The sequence below is a fragment of the Asaia prunellae JCM 25354 genome (assembly GCF_000613885.1).
GTDB classification, from domain to species: Bacteria; Pseudomonadota; Alphaproteobacteria; order Acetobacterales; family Acetobacteraceae; genus Asaia; species Asaia prunellae.
On the sequence record NZ_BAJV01000013.1, the window covers coordinates 59,421 to 78,209 of the forward strand.

General features: G+C 53.5%; 15 protein-coding genes, 1 tRNA gene and 3 pseudogenes. 11 read left to right on the forward strand and 8 right to left on the reverse strand.

Annotated elements, in window-relative coordinates; genetic code table 11:
• The first annotated feature begins 381 nt into the window (after positions 1-381).
• A complete protein-coding gene (gene ybaL, locus JCM25354_RS11695; protein WP_025886149.1) occupies positions 382-2,127 on the forward strand; it encodes a YbaL family putative K(+) efflux transporter in 1,746 nt (581 codons plus the stop codon).
• A gap of 286 nt (positions 2,128-2,413) precedes the next feature.
• On the forward strand, positions 2,414-4,912 hold the full coding sequence (locus JCM25354_RS11700) for a TonB-dependent receptor (RefSeq protein ID WP_025886150.1): 2,499 nt from the start codon (positions 2,414-2,416) through the stop codon (positions 4,910-4,912).
• Between the two features lie 333 nt (positions 4,913-5,245).
• Here the strand turns inward: JCM25354_RS11700 and JCM25354_RS11705 are convergent, their stop codons facing one another.
• The gene (locus tag JCM25354_RS11705; protein WP_025886151.1) at positions 5,246-5,428 is read right to left on the reverse strand and encodes a hypothetical protein; all 183 of its coding nucleotides are present in this window, start codon (positions 5,426-5,428) and stop codon (positions 5,246-5,248) included.
• A gap of 110 nt (positions 5,429-5,538) precedes the next feature.
• On the opposite strand from JCM25354_RS11705, the gene JCM25354_RS11710 reads away from it, so the two are divergent.
• Entirely contained in the window at positions 5,539-5,934 is a 396-nt protein-coding gene (locus JCM25354_RS11710; RefSeq protein ID WP_025886152.1) for a hypothetical protein, read from the forward strand.
• 590 nt (positions 5,935-6,524) lie between these two features.
• A pseudogene (locus JCM25354_RS20775) lies at positions 6,525-6,722 on the forward strand (type II toxin-antitoxin system HicB family antitoxin); the annotation flags it as partial.
• A gap of 136 nt (positions 6,723-6,858) precedes the next feature.
• On the opposite strand, the gene JCM25354_RS11715 reads toward JCM25354_RS20775, so the two are convergent.
• The 3 genes and pseudogenes from JCM25354_RS11715 to JCM25354_RS11725 form a co-directional block, all read right to left on the reverse strand.
• Positions 6,859-6,933 (reverse strand) — tRNA-Val (locus tag JCM25354_RS11715).
• A gap of 67 nt (positions 6,934-7,000) precedes the next feature.
• A pseudogene (locus JCM25354_RS18565) lies at positions 7,001-8,886 on the reverse strand (hypothetical protein).
• A gap of 65 nt (positions 8,887-8,951) precedes the next feature.
• Positions 8,952-9,860, reverse strand: coding sequence for a mitochondrial fission ELM1 family protein (locus tag JCM25354_RS11725; RefSeq protein WP_025886153.1), 909 nt, complete (start codon positions 9,858-9,860; stop codon positions 8,952-8,954).
• Between the two features lie 45 nt (positions 9,861-9,905).
• On the opposite strand from JCM25354_RS11725, the pseudogene JCM25354_RS18570 reads away from it, so the two are divergent.
• From JCM25354_RS18570 to JCM25354_RS11740, 4 genes and pseudogenes are all read left to right on the forward strand, one after another.
• Positions 9,906-11,029: pseudogene (locus JCM25354_RS18570) on the forward strand (DEAD/DEAH box helicase).
• A 73-nt stretch (positions 11,030-11,102) separates the two neighbouring features.
• A complete protein-coding gene (locus JCM25354_RS22645; RefSeq protein ID WP_243444046.1) occupies positions 11,103-11,252 on the forward strand; it encodes a hypothetical protein in 150 nt (49 codons plus the stop codon).
• Positions 11,249-12,253 carry an acetylornithine deacetylase gene (gene argE / locus JCM25354_RS18575; RefSeq protein WP_243444047.1) on the forward strand — a complete coding sequence of 335 codons (1,005 nt, stop codon included), beginning with the start codon at positions 11,249-11,251 and terminating at the stop codon, positions 12,251-12,253. The genes JCM25354_RS22645 and argE overlap by 4 nt, the downstream gene beginning before the upstream one ends.
• Positions 12,250-13,278, forward strand: coding sequence for a M14 family metallopeptidase (locus tag JCM25354_RS11740; RefSeq protein WP_025886154.1), 1,029 nt, complete (start codon positions 12,250-12,252; stop codon positions 13,276-13,278). Before argE ends, JCM25354_RS11740 begins: the two co-directional genes overlap by 4 nt.
• Positions 13,279-13,306: 28 nt before the next feature.
• Here the strand turns inward: JCM25354_RS11740 and glyA are convergent, their stop codons facing one another.
• Entirely contained in the window at positions 13,307-14,614 is a 1,308-nt protein-coding gene (gene glyA, locus JCM25354_RS11745) for a serine hydroxymethyltransferase (RefSeq protein ID WP_025886155.1), read from the reverse strand.
• 124 nt (positions 14,615-14,738) lie between these two features.
• Between glyA and JCM25354_RS11750 the strand changes: the two genes are divergently transcribed.
• Genes JCM25354_RS11750 through JCM25354_RS11760 form a run of 3 tightly spaced genes read left to right on the forward strand, consistent with a single transcriptional unit; the run spans position 14,739 to position 17,568 of the window.
• Positions 14,739-16,202, forward strand: a complete 1,464-nt coding sequence (locus JCM25354_RS11750) for an APC family permease (protein WP_025886156.1) — start codon at positions 14,739-14,741, stop codon at positions 16,200-16,202.
• Complete coding sequence (hemB, locus tag JCM25354_RS11755) at positions 16,199-17,197, forward strand: porphobilinogen synthase (protein ID WP_025886157.1); 999 nt, start codon at positions 16,199-16,201, stop codon at positions 17,195-17,197. The genes JCM25354_RS11750 and hemB overlap by 4 nt, the downstream gene beginning before the upstream one ends.
• Entirely contained in the window at positions 17,194-17,568 is a 375-nt protein-coding gene (locus tag JCM25354_RS11760) for a YraN family protein (RefSeq protein WP_025886158.1), read from the forward strand. The genes hemB and JCM25354_RS11760 overlap by 4 nt, the downstream gene beginning before the upstream one ends.
• A gap of 105 nt (positions 17,569-17,673) precedes the next feature.
• Here JCM25354_RS11760 and JCM25354_RS18580 read toward each other — a convergent pair whose 3' ends face one another.
• From JCM25354_RS18580 to JCM25354_RS11775, 3 genes are all read right to left on the reverse strand, one after another.
• Positions 17,674-17,982, reverse strand: coding sequence for a hypothetical protein (locus tag JCM25354_RS18580; RefSeq protein ID WP_025886159.1), 309 nt, complete (start codon positions 17,980-17,982; stop codon positions 17,674-17,676).
• Between the two features lie 166 nt (positions 17,983-18,148).
• Entirely contained in the window at positions 18,149-18,484 is a 336-nt protein-coding gene (gene grxD / locus JCM25354_RS11770) for a Grx4 family monothiol glutaredoxin (RefSeq protein WP_025886160.1), read from the reverse strand.
• A gap of 71 nt (positions 18,485-18,555) precedes the next feature.
• A complete protein-coding gene (locus tag JCM25354_RS11775; protein ID WP_025886161.1) occupies positions 18,556-18,786 on the reverse strand; it encodes a BolA/IbaG family iron-sulfur metabolism protein in 231 nt (76 codons plus the stop codon).
• Positions 18,787-18,789 lie beyond the last annotated feature (3 nt).

Genomic DNA, 18,789 nt, shown 5'->3' on the forward strand with positions numbered 1-18,789 from the left:
CAACCCCGGACCGACAGACCATACGGAGCATGCTCAAACGATACGTTCTCTCTATCGAGTTCTGGACCCGTTCAGGTAGAGACCTTCAGTCGTTGTGAGTTTCCGACGCGCTACAATCAGTGATCGTTCAGAAGGGCGACAGTCACATGATCAATCATGCTGTCCCCTCTCTCTTCATTTTCCGGCAGCCTGACAGGGTCAGAAGCATTTTGCAAAAAAAAGGTAATTCTCACCAGTTTATGCTGCAAATTATTGTTTTTTTGTATTATTTTCCACGATAGAGCCGGTTTTGTCAGCTGCAAAGATTGCAATGGAAAGCCTAATCGATGATCCTTGCATGACAGTCTATTTCGCAATGCCATTACAGGACCTTGTATTCCAATGAGCCATGATACCCCCTTGATTGGCATTCTCGTTATCGGCCTCGGGCTTGCCTTCATTCTCGGGACCATAGCGCAACGGATACGAATTTCTCCTCTGGTCGGCTACCTTCTGGCAGGAATTGCTGTCGGCCCTTTCACGCCCGGTTTCGTTGCTGACCAGCCTCTTGCCTCGGAACTCTCCGAGATTGGCATCATCCTGCTGATGTTTGGTGTCGGTCTCCACTTTTCGCTCAAGGACCTTATCTCCGTTCGGGCCATCGCTGTTCCAGGAGCCCTGATGCAGGTCGTGGCGTCAGTCACGATCGGTGCCGGCGTCGGCTGGATCCTCGGCATGTCCATTGGCGCCTGTATCATTTTTGGCATTGCCCTTAGCGTGGCCAGCACGGTCGTTCTTCTCAGAACGTTGCAGGAGCAACGTCTTATCGAGACCGAACGTGGCCGGCTTTCGGTCGGATGGCTGGTAATACAGGATCTGGTTACCGTTCTCGCCCTCGTCCTGCTGCCGCTCTTCACCCCCATAATGAAAAGCGGGTCGCACGAAGCCATCAATCTCGTCAGTCTCTCTCTTACTATAGCGCTGACTCTGGGCAAGGTTGTGGCGTTCATGGCCCTGATGCTCGTCATTGGCCGCCGGGTCATTCCGGCTATCCTGCATTATGTTGCCCATACCGGATCGCGTGAGCTCTTCCGCCTCGCGTTGCTTGCCCTGGCTCTCGGCGTTGCCTTCATTGCGACGGAGTGGTTCGATGTCAGTTTCGCGCTCGGCGCTTTCGTAGCGGGTATGGTGCTCAGTGAATCCGAGCTTTCCCATCGTGCTGCCGCCGAGACCTTGCCACTGCGAGACGCCTTTGCCGTATTATTCTTCATCTCGGTCGGCATGTTGTTCAACCCTCTGGTTCTGATCAGACAACCACTACCGTTACTGCTGACATTTCTCGTCATTCTCATCGGGACACCGCTTGCCGTCATCGCCATTCTCAAACTGCTGCGCCAGCCTTGGAATACCACGCTTTTCATCGCAAGCGGCCTCGCCCAGATTGGAGAGTTCTCGTTTATTCTGGCCGCACTCGGTATAAAAATGGGTGTGCTGGACAATCGTGCGCAGGATCTGATTCTGGGGGCTTCGATCCTGTCGATTCTCAGCAACCCGTTCATTCTTATCGTCACACAACGTATTGAGGCATGGATTACGCGCCACACGGCCTCTCCAGATGCATCCAGCGAAAATGAACCGGGCATTCTGCTTCCTCCGCCCACGCCCACGCATCTGGAAAACCATGCCGTCGTGGTTGGATGTGGCCGTGTTGGTCGTCTTGTAGTCGAAGGACTGCTTCAGAATGGCTGGCCGGTCCTGGTAGTGGAAACAGGCAAGCTTGCCGATTCTCTCGCGCTTGAAGGCACGATTGAGCTTCTGGTCGGAAATGCCGCTGAAGCTCGCACCCTCAAGGCCATGGCACTCGACAAGGCACGCCTGCTTATGGTCGCCATCCCGGAGCCTTTCGAAGCAGGACAGATTATTGCTCAGGCAAAAGCCATCAAGCCGGATCTGACGATCATCGCACGCGCTCATTTTGATAGCGCCGTTGAACACCTCAAGGAACTCGGTGCTGATCATGTTATCATGGGAGAACGCGAAATGGCGCTGGCCATGTTGGCTGTTACTTCAGATGATCTGCTATTTGATTCCTGCTCTCCGATAAACGACCGTCCCGCAGAATCCGGTGTCGATCCCCTTATCGCCTGAGATAACCCAAAACCTTTACTTGCCATCACGCAAGACAAGACTAAGTAAATATGGCAAATTATGTCAACTGTGTCTTTTCTGACATAGGCTCCTGTACTCATTATTATTGGCCCAGCATTTCACATCGCTGTCATATCTTACCCGTTAGACAGACCTCAACAGCGACATAGCTAACAGTCCTGCGCCACCCAACCTCAGGAAAGAACAGCCCGTTCTTCTCCTGCAGTACGCAGAATTGTAACGATATGTTTCCTGTTTCTGTTTATTTGCTTGGAAGATCGACAACATGTTCTCACGTATGGCGCTTCTTTGCGGTACGACTGCCCTCATGGTCTCGCTTCTGCCAGATGCTCAGGCAAAGGAAGCAAGGCATACATCAGGTCGGAGCGCAGGTCAGACAGCTCAGGACAATGCCGCGCACCAGCGCTCGGCAGAAAGCTCCGCCCCTTCAATGCTCGGCGCCACGGCTCCAACAGATGAGCGCATTGAAGTAACCGGGCATACTTACGGCGATGGTGTGACAAGACGTGCCTTCGGCGGAGGACTTATGACCCCGTCTGACAGCCCCAAATCCGTCTCTGCCGTGACACGTGACTTCATAGCAAAACAAAATCCGGCACTTAATCCCATGCAACTTATTGCCCTCCTGCCTGGGGCTAATGTGGCTGATACTGATTCTCTGGGCCTGACAGGCGGGAATCTTTCAGTGCGCGGCCTGACCGAATCACAGATGGGCTTTACCCTGGAAGGATTTCCGATCAACGATATCGGCAACTTTGCTGTCTATCCTCAACAGATTGCGGATTCAGAAAATCTCAAGACGGTGCGACTGGCTCAGGGATCGGCGGATCTCGACAGCCCTCACATCAGTTCCTCTGGTGGCGTGGTCGACATGTATATGATCGATCCCAAGAACAAGATGGGTGGAATGGTCGATATGACCTACGGCTCATTCAATGCGACACGCGGTTTTCTTCGCTTTGATACAGGCCGGATTGCTGACACAAATCTGCGTGCCTATTTCTCGTATTCACAGGCTCGTGAGGATCATTGGCGTGGTCCAGGCTGGGAAAACAAGAAACACGGCGAGATGAAGATCGTCAATGACTGGGGTGAAGGCAATCGTATCTCTCTTGCCGTAGTCGGCAACAATATCCAGAACAATGCCTATCCCAATGTCAGCAAAGCGAGTTGGGATAAATGGGGAACAGGTTTCAAGAATCCGGTCGGTTCCAGCGGTCTGTCAGCGACTGATCCGGACAACACTGTGTATGATGCGAATTACTACGTTCCATCCAAAGCCGGATCGATAAATTATTACAAGACACGCCCCAACCCTTTCACAAATATCTTCTCGTCAATGCCTTCAACATTCAAACTCAACGATCATCTTGTCCTGACTGAAACCCCCTATTTCTGGTATGGTTATGGTAATGGCGGCGGCGGGCGCTACGCTGACATGTCCAAGTTCGTATGGGGCAAACAGACTCTTGCAGGGACGGTTGACGGGGTCGGCAAGGGTATGCAGATGCTTTATAATCCTTCCTTGACCGAGACATATCGACCCGGCGCTACCACAAAGCTGACTCTGACGACCGGCATCAATCGTCTTATGATCGGCTATTGGTTTGAGTATGCCAAACAGCGTCAGACCGCCCCATGGAGCTTGCTGGGAGCAGACGGTACCCCCCTGAATCAATGGGGTGATTCGAATAATGTAATTCTCAGTAACGGTGATAAGGCACAGTATCGCAATACATTGACCATGACGCAGGTGCACACACCTTTCATCGGTGACAGCCTTGCACTCATGCACGGAAAACTGACCATTGATGCCGGTCTGAAATACGCCATTGTCAAACGCTCGGGTACGAATTATCTGCCTGATGTACGCAACAAATACGTATCGACGAATTACAATCAGGCCCTGCCAACTGCAGCCGTGCGATACAAGCTCAACGAGCACAATCAGGTTTTCGTCTCTGTTGCCACCAACTTTCGCATGCCACAGAACTACGCTCTTTATGATGCGGGAAGTTTCAACCAGAAAACCGGCGTGTATTCGACCCTTGCCAATCCTGACCAGAAAGCTGAAATTTCCATTTCAGAAGAAGCTGGCTGGCGCTATCAGGATAACCTGATTTCCACATCGATTACATATTTCCATTATAATTTTACCAATCGGCTTTATACGCAGTCCATCCAGGATGAGCTTACCGGGTCATTTTATTCAACCAACATCAATGCAGGTGGTATGCATTCAGACGGATTTGACGCAGAATTCGGCACTAGGCCCATTCACAATATCCGTCCTTATGTTTCGGTTGAATATCTCCACGCAGTCACGGACAGCAACCTGCCAGCAGGATCAGGAGCGGGAGCCGATTATGTGCGAAGCAAAGGCAAAAAAGCCCCTCAGGCCCCTGACTGGCAGGTTGGTCTCGGGCTTGATTATGACGACGGCAAGCGCTTTGCCAATTTCAACCTGAAATATGTAGCGCGCCAATACGCAACATTCATGAATGATCAGAGCATTCCAGGCTATGTGAGGATGAATATTGGCGTTGGTTACCGCTTCCCGAAAGTCAGCATATTCAAAAGTCCGGTCTTGCGTCTCAACTTGCAAAACATCAGCGATAACCGCTATCTGAACTGGGTCCAGTCACCTCAGGCCAATGCCAAGACAACAACAGGTGTCTTCGGCAATACAATTTCCGGTTCGGTCCCCACCTACAAAATCGCCTCACCTTTCGCCGCACTGGCAACAATTTCAAGTGATTTCTAAGGTATATTCCGAACACGTTCTTATCTGAGCAAACATAAGGTCGGGTAATGAAAGTATAATGTAAAAAGGGATCACAGCCTGCAAGCGGAGATCCCTCTTTATTTTTCCCTTGCAGATAACGGATTGAGAGGCAGGATTCCCGAAATCTATCCGTCTTTATTCCGAGCATTAGGGCAAGATCATATTGTCGTTATATAACGTTGTTCTCATATATTTTTGGGAAAAATCATAAGTAATTACTAAAAAATATTACAATATACACATTAAAAAACAGACTAATTCTTAGAGTTTTATATTCTTTCGACCGATCATCCCGTTTTATCCGGAAATGACTTAATGCATCAACGAGGAAATACCACTGATTTTATCTGCCAGAGAAGCAATCATATGCTTGATGTCATCAGGTACTTCCAATTGATCTGCGGCGATATTCAAACGTTCTACATCATTTTTTATCTCGACAATCAGTTCACGAATTTCTGCTTGGGTTCCGTCTTCATCATCATAATGGCGCATAGTATCCTCCCTTTGTAATAAGGGTGCGCGCAATCTCATTGCTTGTCTAGGGTCAGTACCCATTGATCAGATAGCAGAAATCTGGTTCAGGTTCTGCAAGGCGACTGAAGATGAGTGATCTGTTCTGGCTGACGAATAGCAGGATGGATCGTCTGCAGCGGTTCTTTCCCAAGAGCCACGGCAAACGTGGTGTCTTTCTCCCGCCCGAAGGAGAAGGCGTCATAAGTGCGCTGGCGGCATCCGGTTGCACCTCTCCGCAACGCATGAGTGCGGAAGAAGTAAGCAGGAACATAGGATCGGCGCTTCATGCCGGTCTCGCCATAGCGCAAGGCGACAACCGCGATCTCGACGTTCAGCGTCAGCGGCTTAAGCTAGCTGCTCAGGTCATGATGCAGGTATGGCGCTACCTAGACGTATTGGAAATCTGGGAAGAGACGGAAATTCTGACGCGATTACAGAATTTAGAAAGGGTGATGAGAAACAGAAAGCGCCCTGTCGTTGCTTAATCCGATACCTGCGCCACGATGAAGGCGCAGGTATGCCCCACTCTTGTCGGCCTTACGTTTCAGTTTGATACGTGACCTTGGCAGCTTTCATCGCGATACCAATATTGGAACTGCTCAGTTTCGAGGCGAATTCTGATAAGCCACGATCGCTGCAACGGAAATTTGGATAGTAAGCCAGCCAGATGACGTGCGGTGCGTGAGGGGTAAGGCTGCGTGGCCGTTAGTCCATCGTAGGCCTGCGCCGTCGGGGATATGCCACCCATCCAGTTTTCCTCGTAGGAAATTAAGTTCAGTGGTGGCGTTTGTTGCCGGATCCAAAGCGCGTATAGCTGAGACGAAGACACCGAGATCTCGCCGATCATCCAGAAAAGGACCTACAATGTCACATGGTCTCGAACAGCGGCTGTCGATCCACACTTGTTCTCTTGCCGGCACTCGGAAGACATGCTCATGGCCATGCCGTTCACTCGGCTCTATCGTCGTATTCTTTGTTGATAATCTTAAATCGGGCTCCTCAGAGATAGATGTAATCGGGGCTTTGGCGTTCATCGGAAGCGCGCCAGCGATAGCATTCAGCTAATGAATCAGCTGAACGGATCAATATTACCTTGCCTCGTCGTACCCTTGCCCGCTTGGATAGGCACGCCAGAGAAGAAAACGAGACACGCTCAGGTATGATTGCACGTCTTGCCTTACCGCCTGACATGCAAGGTGGCTTTAACTGGCGGCAAGCTAATGTTCTACCGCCGCAGGCCGCCCAGAAATGGCGCAGTCTGACGGGTCAATAAAAAGGGAAAAGACTCGCGAAAAGTGGCACGGATTTGGCACAGCTTGACACGATATAACTTGGCTTGAAACGTATCAGAATGAACCAAAACCCGGAACGCTTAATATCAAAAAACGGCGGATTTCTGCGGGTGAGGATGGTGGGTGCGACAGGGATTGAACCTGTGACCCCTGCCGTGTGAAGGCAGTGCTCTACCGCTGAGCTACGCACCCATCCTGCGGTGAAGCGTCTCTAGCAAAGGGCGAGAGACGCGACAAGGCGCAAAACCAAAAAAACGGATCAGAACCCGAACATATGGTCGAGAGAGAAGCCACCCACAGCATTTCTTTGGCCATGATAACCGAACAGACGGCAAGACATATCCCGGATCAGCACATAGCCGCCGATACCTGCTTCTGAGAGCTTCTCGCGCCGAAAATCTCATGCGGCCATACCATGAAGGAACCTGACGGGTTGATGCTGATCTTGCGTCTTTCAAGCTCGACACCCGTATTGGAATAAAGATGAAGAATGGTGTCTGAAGAATCAGTGCCTTCCACCGAAGCCGGATGGATAAGGCAGGAAAAACTTTCATGCCCCTCCTGCCCCAGTTTTAGAAAAAGGCGCGTGGTAAGGCCCGGTGGCGGGCCAGAATAGGATTGCGGCTCGGAGCGCCATGTCATGAGCGTGTTGAAAATATGACCGCCAAAACTGGTCTCAGCGGCGTGCCCGTTCACACGACTTTCGTAGCGCATCAGAGCATGCATCCAGCCATCGCCTTCACCTCCGTCCCGAAAATCATAGACAAGATCAGCGTGGCCGGCACGATCAGTCAGTTCGTGCAGAGAGATGGCCGTCTCATGGTTGCGCGGCAGATTACCGAGGAATTTCTGGGTCACAAGCGTGCCTGATTCATCGAAAACATCCAGTCGAAGGGGGAGACTGGATATTTTCTCTGACATCGGGTTGGGCTGAACAACACTGGTGAAATGCTCAGGATCAAGAATGGGAAACGGAAGAATAAAACCGCGTCCCATCGATTTCGGCAGTTTGCGTAAAGCCGGTTCTGGTGAAAGATCACGCCGCTCCACATTCAGATGCGCAATACGCGTCAACTTCCCTTGGGTGATCTCGTAGCGGGGCCTGACAAGATGGTTTCCCGAACGCAGCTCAAGCTGCGCGGGCCACGTGATTCCTGCCGCTAGAGCACCGACATCGAGCGCGCAGGTCGAAAATGGTCCCACAGCAACCGGTACGGCAAAATGCTTTTCTTCGCCCATCTGGTTGAGCGTGATGGCGCCTGCCGGAATTGGCGTCGCATGACTGTTCTGGATCCAGAGGACCAGCTTCTCACCCTCTCTTGGTGCCGGAAGGGTTGCAAAGCGCGGCGATGGCCAGGCATTGGCATCATGGGTAACAGAAAGACTCTGTTCACTGCCTTTGCCGTATGTGTCGAGCGCATATTTCACAACATCATGTCCGCGCGCACCCAGAATATGAATGAAAAGCTGGCCACAGAATGCCGGCAGATCGAAGCACTCACGTATGACGGCGCTGTCCACGACTATACCAGCAGGCGCATCTGGCACCTCTTCCTGCCACTCCGCCAGAATCATTCCCTTGTCGTCATAAAGACGCATCCAGTAGCGCACATCGACCGCGTCGTAATTACACCAGTAATTGGCAGTTACCAGACGCGTACTAAAACGGTCATCTTCCCGGAAGAACGCAAAATTTGTCGCGAAATTCAGCTTGTCCAGATAGTTTCGCGGGTTACTGAGCATCCAGTCAGGAAGTCTGGCAGGCTCAAGTGAGAGGATCTGTTGGTCAGAATGGGTTACACGCGCCAGACGTGAAAGCATTTTTTCATGTTCGAACGAGAGCGCGAGCACGATTTTTGCGCCGCTTTCAACCAGATCGGTCAATGCCAGCTTTTCACCACCAAGACCGTCAGGTTGACCGATCTGCTCACTATCATGGGTGTAGACACCCATATCGGGCTTCAGACCCGGGTAGAGTGCGACGAGAGTACGTAACCAGTTACCAGGGTCATAAACCGCGAAAGCGCCGCCTTCTCCCAGTGTCGTTTCCAGCCTCCTCAGGGCTTCACTTGCCACCGGATGGGCAAGCGCCTTGTAGAGGATGTTTCCGCCGCCCTGAGCGTCGAAGGTGATGATATCGAGCATGGTCGTCCTGTACCCGTTTCTTCGTTGCGGACCCCGCTCCCCTTACCGGAGTGCGAAACGCCGAATCATCTCATCTGCCCTCTGCCGGTATCGTCAAGCGCCGTAACTGGCCATGGTGCCCATTCGCCCCTGAAAGGTCTCACGCGATCGGCTTGGGCCAATGCAGCCACAAAGGCTGAAATCCGGCGTGACCTGCCAGGAAGATCGATAATCATCACGGGAACATCGGTGGCCGAAGCTTCGGAGATCATCGAAACGCTGTCGGTCGTCACAGCTATCGCATCCGCACAGGCGAGCAGCCCGTGATAGGGGTTTTCCCCCTCCCCGTCCCATATTCGGACCGGACAGGATGCAAGGCGATCTTTGAGTGTCTGCAAAGCCCCGGGGTCAGTACGCCGGGATGGTGTCATGGCAACAGAGACCGGAGCATTGTTCATGATCGCAATCAGCTGTGCCGCCAGTATTTCCGCCTCTCGAACCCCGAAGCTGAAACGACCATTGGCTCCGCCGATCAGCACGCTAAGCAGGGCCTTGCCCGGCACTGAGAGACGGGCCTGCCATTGCATTCGGGCCAGATCGAGCTTCGATCTAGTCACACCATGGAGGGCCGTACGGAGCGATATGATATTATCTCCCGAGATGAAGTCATGCACATTAGCTATGATCAGATCAAAACGGTCGGCTGCCATGCGCGGATTCTGGATCTGGACGAGCCTGAGGCCCGTCTTCTTTCGCAGTGCCGCAGCGACAGCGCCACCAGTGCCTCCCACACTCACTAGCATATCGGTGCCAGAAGGCAGCATGATCGGCGACGTGGCCCGGAGGGGATCAGGGCAGAACCGTGTGGGAATACGCCGCCAGACCCCTTCGATCCGAACAGGATGAAAGTGCCAGTCAAGTCCGGCACGTTCGACCAGACCGCTCGCCTGGGCGCGCATTCCGGCAAAATCTTCAGCAATGATGGCTACACTCATAACTGAACAATTCCTTCACTCGCAGAACTTTGGCAAGAAGCAGCCATGACTGATGCTCCCTCGACCATAACCGCCAATTTTGACCCTCTGATCATCGCCGGACTAAAGCAGATCGGCATTGAGAAACCCAATGATGTGCAGAACCGCGTCTGGCCAGAGGTACTGAATGGCAAGGATGTGCTTCTGATTGCCCAGACAGGATCAGGCAAAACGGCTGCCTATGCAGCACCGGCTTTTCAGCACCTTCTGGCATCAAAGGCCTCCCGTGAACCCGGCGCACCGAGAGTGCTGATTCTCGCGCCAACACGTGAACTCGTGACACAGATCGCCGGGGTCTGTCGTCAGATAGGCCGACGCCTTGCCTTCCGAACGCGCCTGCTCTGCGGTGGCCTGCCCAAGGACGCCCAGATTGATGCTCTGGCTGAGGGGGTCGATATTGCCGTTGCCACCCCGGGCCGTCTGATCGATCTGCTTATGAGCGGTGCATGCCGGCTGGATGCCACAACCCTGCTTGTGATTGATGAAGTCGACCAGATGCTTGATGAGGATTTTCTCACAGCCATGGACGAGATCATTCCTCATCTTCCTGATCAGCGCCAGGCCATGCTCTGCTCTGCAACATTGCCACCTGCAGGACGAGCTCTGGCAAACCGTCTCCTTTACAAGCCTGTCACGCTGGAATTTGCCAGCCAGACTGTAACACCGCGCCGGATCAAACAACGCGCCATGTTCGTCGAGGCCGAAGAGAAACTGGCGACTCTCACCCAGATATGCACCGAAACAAAAGGCCGTCAGATCGTGTTTCTACGCACGAAAGCCTCAGTCGATCAGACAGGGAAACATCTTCGCAAGGCAGGGTTGTCAATAGCGGTCCTGCACGGGGATCTGGCCCAGGGCGCGAGACAGAAGGCCGTTGATTCCTTGCGGGAAGGCAGAGCCAGATCCTGCTTACAACCGATGTCGCCGCGCGCGGGCTCGATATTGATGATGTCGCATTGGTCATCAATTACGATCTTCCCGAAAAAGCTGAGACCTACGTACATCGTATCGGTCGTACCGCTCGCGCCGGAAAGAGAGGGGCTGCCCTTGCCTTCTGCACACGGGACGAGCGCGTTTTGCTAAGGGCGATAGAGAAAGAGATTGGCTACCGTATCAGCGTTGTTTCCTGAGCGGATCGGGCCTTGAGATTTGTCATAACAGGGGTCTAAACTCCTCGTTATGATCCTTTCCAAGGCCGAACAGATGGATACCGTCGCGATACTGGAGAAACTCGTTTCGTTCGATACAACAAGCCGCAACGCAAATGTGGCGCTGGTCGAGTGGATCGAGTCCTGGCTTGATATGCATGGCGTATCCCACACACGCAGTCATGGTCCCGAAGACGGCAAGTGAACCTGCACGCCATTCTCGGGCCACAGGAAAGAGGTGGACTGGCTTTGTCTGGCCACATGGATTGTGTCCCCGTTGAAGGACAGGAGTGGTCACGTAATCCTTTCACCCTGACCGAGTTCAATGGGAAGCTGTATGCTCGTGGTGCTGCCGATATGAAAGGTTTTGTCGCGGCAATGCTGGCGGCCATTCCTTCTGTCAAGGCACAGACGCTGCAAAAGCCGCTGCACCTCTTTTTCACCTTTGATGAGGAAATTACCTGCAATGGGGCACGCTATCTGATCGAGGATGTAAAATCGCGTCAGCTGATGCCCGATATGTGCGTTATCGGTGAACCAACGCAGCTCTCTCCGGTCATAGCCCATAAGGGGCGGTTCACCATCCGTGTCGATATCAGGGGGCGGCCCGCGCATTCATCGCAACCTGCGCTTGGCGCCAATGCGCTGCATGCCATGGGCCGCGCTATTTCTGCTCTTGCAGACATGGCTGACGAATTCGAACGCAAAGGTCCTTATGTCAGCGGTTTTCAGCCAGAACATACAACTCTTCAGGTTGGACTGGCTCAAGGGGGCAGCATTCTCAACATCGTACCGGAGCAGGCAAGTTTCGAGGTGGAATGGCGTGCTGTCCCGGGCGAGAACAACGAGACCATTTTTGCAGGTATACGCCACCGCCTCGCCCCTATTGATGAGGCATTGCGTGCATCAGGAGCAGAATGCGGCCTGAGCTACTCAGCACTTGTCGATCTTCCTCCCCTCGCCCTTGATGCGCAATCGCCACTCGTTTCCCTGCTCCAGCAGATTACCGGCAAGAACAGCTCGGGCTATGTTTCCTACGGTACAGAGGCCGGAATCTATCAACAGGCTGGACTGCCGACGATCGTTTGCGGTCCAGGTGATATTGCCCAGGCTCATAAGCCGGATGAGTGGATCGAACGCGACCAGCTGGAACGCTGCGATACCATGATCAAACGTCTTATCCGTCAGGTGTGCCTTGCCTCATGAGCTGTGGGGCTTCACCACGCGATCATCACCCGATACGCAAGAAACGACAGCGTCTATCGCCTGTTCTTGCCTCACCCCGCCGTTTACCTGATTTTCCTGTTTTTATCGACCCTCCCGATCTCACTCCATGGGAGAATGGCAATAACGGTATTGCCGGGGTTATCGAACGCGATAGCGGTCGGCCGGGGCCGGAAATTACGGTTGTATCACTGATCCACGGGAATGAGTTCGCAGGTGCCTTGGCCATGGACCGGCTTCTGCGGGAAGATATTCGTCCAATTTGCGGCGTGATGCGATTTGTATTCGCCAACATAAACGCCTTCAGGCATTTTCAGCCGAATAATCCGACAGCGTCACGTTTTATCAGCGAAGACCTTAACCGGGTCTGGTCAGCAGACCGTCTCCATCAGCCATCCGGTTCCAGCGAGATGGAACGCGCTCTGGAACTGTTGCCGATCATCCAGCGTACCGACCTGCTGCTCGATCTGCACTCCATGCTATGGGATTCGACGCCGCTTTATATCTCGCCTTCAACCAGAAGCAGCATTGCGCTCGCAGAGATGCTCTCCTCACGTGAGGACACACAATTCCTGACTCTGACCGATTTGGGACATATGGGAGGATCGCGACTGATCGAACATGAACGTTTCATCAGTCCTGGCAAAAGCCGGGGAAGCGTTCTTCTTGAAGCAGGACAGCACTGGCAGCAGGAAACAGTCGAGACCAGCATCAGAGTGATCAGGCTGTTTGTTGAAAAAGCAGCCCATCTCTATTTCGATACCTCACGAGCAGAGCATGGCCTGACCTGTCATGCCACAGTGACAGACAATATTGTTGCGCGCAGTGCCAGCTTTGCCTTCACCAGACCGTACAAGGGAGGACATATTATCGAATCAGCCGGTACCGTCATCGCCACGGATGGCGATGACGAAATCTTTACGCCTTACGATCACTGCGTTCTCATCATGCCCAATCTCTGCGTCAGACGGGGTCAGCTCGCCGTGCGTCTGGCACGGCGTCTGTAAGAAGAACGCCTGTGATTTACCCTGTTTTTCAGGCGCCCGGATAGGCGACATCATAGATCGGAAAACGACGGCAGAGTGTCTTGACCTCTTCGTGCACGCGTTCTTCGACTGCATCCTGCTGATCCGTACCGAATGCACTCAGAACCTCATCGATCATGCGCGCAATCGTACGGAATTCTTCCTTGCCAAAGCCACGTGACGTCGCTGCCGGGCTGCCGAGACGAATACCGGAAGTAACGAAAGGCTTCTCGGGATCAAAGGGAATGGCATTCTTGTTGGCGGTGATACCGGCCCGTTCGAGAGCCGCTTCGGCAATCTTGCCGGTAACCTTTTTCGGACGCAGATCGACGAGTACGAGATGGCAATCGGTACCGCCGGTCACAATGTCGAAACCACGGGCAACGAGTTCTTCAGCCAGAACGCGCGCATTTTCTGCAACGGCTGTCTGGTAGGCCCTGAATTTTTCTCCCTGAGCTTCGCCAAAGGCAACAGCCTTTCCTGCAATGACATGCATGAGCGGACCACCCTGAAGACCAGGGAACACAGCCGAGTTTACTTTCCTGGCAATGTCCGGATCATTGGTCAGTACAATTCCGCCGCGTGGGCCGCGCAGGGTTTTGTGGGTGGTGCTGGTCACGATATGGGCGTGAGGCACAGGACTCGGAAACAGACCTGCAGCAACCAGTCCGGCAAAATGGGCCATATCGACCATGAGATAGGCCCCAACCTCGTCAGCGATGCGACGGAAGCGCGCAAAGTCGATATGACGTGGATAGGCAGAGCCACCGGCAACGATGATCGTCGGTTTATGCTCGCGTGCAAGACGCTCCATTTCCTCATAATCCAGTGTGCCATCCTCAGCGCGCACACCGTATTGAACAGCATTGAACCATTTGCCCGAATAGTTCGGAGCTGCGCCATGAGTCAGATGACCACCAGCAGCAAGGCTCATACCGAGCACGGTATCACCCGGCTTGCCAAGCGCCATGAAGGCGGCCTGATTGGCGTTTGCGCCTGAATGCGGCTGTACATTGGCAAACTCGACACCAAACAGTGCCTTGATGCGCTCAATCGCAAGATTTTCGACACGGTCCACATCGACGCAGCCGCCATAATAGCGCTTGCCCGGCAGGCCTTCAGCATATTTGTTGGTCAGGACCGAGCCCTGAGCTTCGAGTACGGCGAAAGACGTGATGTTTTCGGACGCGATCAGTTCAATCCCGTCCTGCTGACGTATCAGCTCTGCATTGAGGATTGCTGCAACCTCGGGATCGGCCTCGTTCAGACCGCGATGAAAGAAATTGTGCTGGGCAGACATGTTCTCGCGAATTGACATTCTTTTCTCTCCCAGAGGGGGCGCGCGGACGCATAAAATGGCGTATCACGAACGCCAATATCCCAGATTTCCCCCCACCGCCAACCCGTTTAGCACGGATAACCCCGTTTTAGAGGAAGACTGAATGGCCCAGCCCCTCGCCGCTCTGTGGCGGCGTAAACCGATTGCCAGTATCTCCGACACCTCCGCCGAACAGGGTATGAAGCGTGTGATCGGCCCGTTCTCTCTGATTGCATTAGGTGTCGGAACGACTGTCGGGGCCGGGCTCTTTTCATTGACTGGCATCGCCGCCGCCCATAATGCGGGGCCTGCGGTCATTCTCGCTTTCATTGTAGCTGCAATTGCCTGCGGATTTGCAGCCTTCTGCTATGCCGAGCTGGCAAGCATGATTCCAACGGCAGGCTCGGCGTATTCCTATGCCTATGCAACGCTTGGAGAGCTTGTTGCCTGGACAATCGGCTGGGATCTCGTTCTGGAATACACAGTCGGAGCCGCAGCCGTGGCATCGAGCTGGTCGAGCTATCTGGCTTCCATCCTTGGACAATGGAATCTTCATCCCGATCCAAGGTGGATGGCTTCACCCATGACAATGGTGACGTTAGCAGACGGCACCACGGCTCATGGCTGGATCAATCTGCCCGCCATGGCGGCAATCGTCTTCATTGTCATGCTCCTGTTGCGAGGAATCACCGAATCCACGCGTATCAACGCTGTTGTGGTGGTGCTCAAACTCGCCGTGGTCGGTGCTTTCATCCTGTTCTGCACCCCCTATATACAGAGTGCGCATTACACGCCTTTCATCCCTCCCAATACCGGGGAGTTCGGTCATTTCGGATTATCCGGGATCATGCGAGCTGCGGGGATGATCTTCTTTGCCTATCTTGGCTTTGATATCATTGCGACAACGGCACAGGAGGCCAAACAGCCCGAGCGCACAATGCCCATTGGCATATTGGGCAGTCTCGTGATCTGCACGATCATCTATATCGCCTTTGCCTTCGTCCTGACGGGTGTGGTGGATTATCGCCAGATGGAAAACGATGGCAGCCCTGTTGCGACCGCCATCGACGTTACCCATCTGTTCTGGCTCCAGGGAGCCCTGAAATTCAGCATCCTGTTCGGATATATCTCGGTGTTGATGGGCCTCATGATGGGCCAGGTGCGTGTTTTCTACGCTATGTCGCGTGACGGGCTCCTTCCCTCGGTTTTCGGCCGATTGAGCCCACGCACCCGGGCCCCTGCTTTTTCTCATCTGATCTTTCTTGTCGTCACATGCCTTCTCGCCGGGCTGGTGCCAATCTCGGTACTGGGCAACATGACCTCGATCGGTACGCTGCTGGCTTTCGTGCTTGTCTGTGTGGGTGTGCTGATCCTTCGTCTGCGTGAACCGGATCGTCCCAGGGCATTCAAGGCGCCAGGTGGCCTACTCATGCCAGTCTGCGGCATCATCAGCTGTGGTCTGGTCATGATGTCCCTCGATAACCTGACCTGGTTACGCCTGATCGTGTGGCTTGCAGCCGGGCTGGTTGTCTATGCCACCTATGGATACAAGAGAAGCAAACTCACAACAGGGGATATCTCTCGATGATCACCGGTGCTTATCCGCTCAGCCGTCCGCGCCGAAACCGCTTTGACGGGTTCACTCGCCGGCTGGTCGCTGAAACCACTCTGACAGTCGATAATCTTATCTGGCCCACCTTTGTCTGTGACGGCTCGAAGATACGTACCCAGGTCGGCTCCATGCCAGGCGTGGAACGAGTCAGTGTCGATCTGCTCGAGGATCATCTTGCTGAGGCTGTTTCACTGGGCATTCCGGCCGTAGCGATTTTCCCGATCACACCACCTGCCATACGCGATGCAAGAGGCAGCGAAGCCACAAACCCCGACAATCTGATGTGCCGTGCGACAAGAGAGATCAAACGACTCTATCCTGATCTCGGCGTGATCGGCGATGTAGCGCTTGATCCCTATACAGATCATGGTCACGACGGTCTGATAGAAAACGACTATGTCGTCAATGATGCCTCGGTTCAGCTTCTGGCTCGTCAGGCAGTCAATCAGGCGGCTGCAGGTGTCGATATCATCGCTCCTTCCGACATGATGGATGGACGCATTGGCGCCATCAGAGTGGCACTCGACGAGGCGGGATACGAAAACACCCGGATCATGTCCTATGCTGCCAAATACGCATCCGCGTTCTACGGACCATTCCGGGATGCGCTCGGTTCAGGCGGTTTGCTCAAAGGCGACAAAAAAACCTACCAGATGGATCCGGCAAACACCGACGAAGCCTTGAGAGAGGTCGCTCAGGACCTTCAGGAAGGTGCCGACATGGTCATGGTCAAGCCCGGCATGCCCTATCTTGATATCATCAGACGGGTTCGGGACAGCTTTGCCGTACCGACCTTTGCCTATCAGGTTTCCGGTGAATATGCGATGCTCATGGCAGCCATCCAGAATGGCTGGCTTGATCGCGACCGGGCCATTCTTGAAAGTCTTCTCGCCTTCAGACGCGCCGGATGCAACGGTGTACTGAGCTATTTTGCCGTAGACGCGGCACGACTTCTGTCACGAAGCGCATGATTTTCACCCGGCGGGATAAAGGCCGAAGCGCCTATGCTGCCGGGCTGGAAGCTGAACAGAAAAGCTGCGATTATCTTGTAGATAAAGGCTGTATCATTCTGGCCAGACGGTGCAGGACACCCTGCGGCGAGATCGATATCGTCGCCACATCGGCGACACGCCTGATTTTCGTTGAAGTAAAGCAGCGTCGCACTCTTGATGACGCGGCTTTTGCGCTCACGCCTGCGCAACAGAGACGGCTGGTGAGCGCTGCAGATTACCTTGTCCAGACCAGAGTTTCATGGCGGCGAAACGAAACACGCTTCGACGTCGCTCTTCATGATTCATCAGGACATATGCGTTGGCTGGCAGACGTGCTGCGAGCTCTTTAGATGCTTCAGAAAACGCGGGATTTCTCCTCGTTTCCGGAAGACCGGCAACGAGTGAGACAGGAAGAAAATTTCTCTCCCCCCCAAGAACCAGGGAGGCGCTTTTGATCAGCCGTGGCGACGAACGTGATGAGCCTTGCTGCTGACAGGAGCCTTTGCATGGTACACGACTGTATGAACCAGAGAATGACGTGAGGGCATAGCTGCATGATGGGCAGCAGCCTGATGGATTGTGACGCTGCGATGCGTATGGCTTGCTGCCGGACGATGATAAACAGGCGTAGCGGTCAGGGCATCAAGGGTAAGCTTTGAGGCTTCCCAGTCGGTGATCTCTCTCGCACTTGCACTGTGTGAAGCAAAGGAGGCTCCAGCAGCAACGACAGAAGTAACGAGCTTGAGAACCGAAAGACGCCGCATTTTTTATTCCCTCTGGATGTTCCGAGGGAGGTTAGGCAGGAGACACGCACCGCAACAAGAGGCCTAAAGCAGATTTTTTCAGTCGAAAATCCCGCGTTGCAATCCTGCCACAGTTTAGGTCAAAACGATGGCAGAACGCATTATTTATGGCGCGATTAAGGCAGAATCAGGCCACTTTTTTGGTGATATTCTTCTCTTCGAAGAGAGACTCCAGTTCACCGCTCTGGAACATGTCAGTTACAATATCGCAACCGCCAATAAACTCGCCCTTGACATAAAGCTGCGGCACTGTCGGCCACTGGGAAAAATCCTTGATACCCTGACGGATTTCGGGGCTGGCCAGAACATTGGCTGTTTCGAAATCAACGCCCATATGGCCGAGGATCTGAACAACTCGAGCCGAAAAACCGCATTGCGGGAACAGCTTGTCACCCTTCATGAAAAGCATGACAGGATTTGCATCAATAAGCTGCTGAATTTGCTGGAAAATGACTTCGGCCATGGTTCGCTCCTGTTCGCGAGAGTCGTACTGGGTCTATAATGCTTGATTATAGACCCAGCAAGTCTGGATTGTCAGGGAATTTGTGTCTTGAGAGCCAAAGCGTGAAGCTCTGTTCCCATACGCCCGCCAAACGCGTCATAAACCAGCTTGTGCTGACGCACTCGTGGCAGCCCCGCAAAGGCGGTGCTGGTCACGGTTGCTGCGTAATGATCGCCGTCTCCGGCAAGGTCCTGTATCTCGATCACAGCATCAGGCAGGGCTGCCTTGATTGTGCGTTCGATTTCCTCTGCACTCATGGGCATAAA

Coding starts and splice junctions, on each gene's coding strand:
- JCM25354_RS11740 (WP_025886154.1), top strand. CDS start 12,250: ATGAGCTGTGGGGCTTCACCACGCGATCATCACCCGATACGCAAGAAA.
- ybaL (WP_025886149.1), top strand. CDS start 382: ATGAGCCATGATACCCCCTTGATTGGCATTCTCGTTATCGGCCTCGGG.
- grxD (WP_025886160.1), bottom strand. CDS start 18,484: ATGGCCGAAGTCATTTTCCAGCAAATTCAGCAGCTTATTGATGCAAAT.
- hemB (WP_025886157.1), top strand. CDS start 16,199: ATGATCACCGGTGCTTATCCGCTCAGCCGTCCGCGCCGAAACCGCTTT.
- JCM25354_RS22645 (WP_243444046.1), top strand. CDS start 11,103: ATGGATACCGTCGCGATACTGGAGAAACTCGTTTCGTTCGATACAACA.
- JCM25354_RS18580 (WP_025886159.1), bottom strand. CDS start 17,982: ATGCGGCGTCTTTCGGTTCTCAAGCTCGTTACTTCTGTCGTTGCTGCT.
- JCM25354_RS11725 (WP_025886153.1), bottom strand. CDS start 9,860: ATGAGTGTAGCCATCATTGCTGAAGATTTTGCCGGAATGCGCGCCCAG.
- JCM25354_RS11700 (WP_025886150.1), top strand. CDS start 2,414: ATGTTCTCACGTATGGCGCTTCTTTGCGGTACGACTGCCCTCATGGTC.
- JCM25354_RS11710 (WP_025886152.1), top strand. CDS start 5,539: ATGAGTGATCTGTTCTGGCTGACGAATAGCAGGATGGATCGTCTGCAG.
- JCM25354_RS11760 (WP_025886158.1), top strand. CDS start 17,194: ATGATTTTCACCCGGCGGGATAAAGGCCGAAGCGCCTATGCTGCCGGG.
- JCM25354_RS11775 (WP_025886161.1), bottom strand. CDS start 18,786: ATGCCCATGAGTGCAGAGGAAATCGAACGCACAATCAAGGCAGCCCTG.
- JCM25354_RS11705 (WP_025886151.1), bottom strand. CDS start 5,428: ATGCGCCATTATGATGATGAAGACGGAACCCAAGCAGAAATTCGTGAA.
- glyA (WP_025886155.1), bottom strand. CDS start 14,614: ATGTCAATTCGCGAGAACATGTCTGCCCAGCACAATTTCTTTCATCGC.
- JCM25354_RS11750 (WP_025886156.1), top strand. CDS start 14,739: ATGGCCCAGCCCCTCGCCGCTCTGTGGCGGCGTAAACCGATTGCCAGT.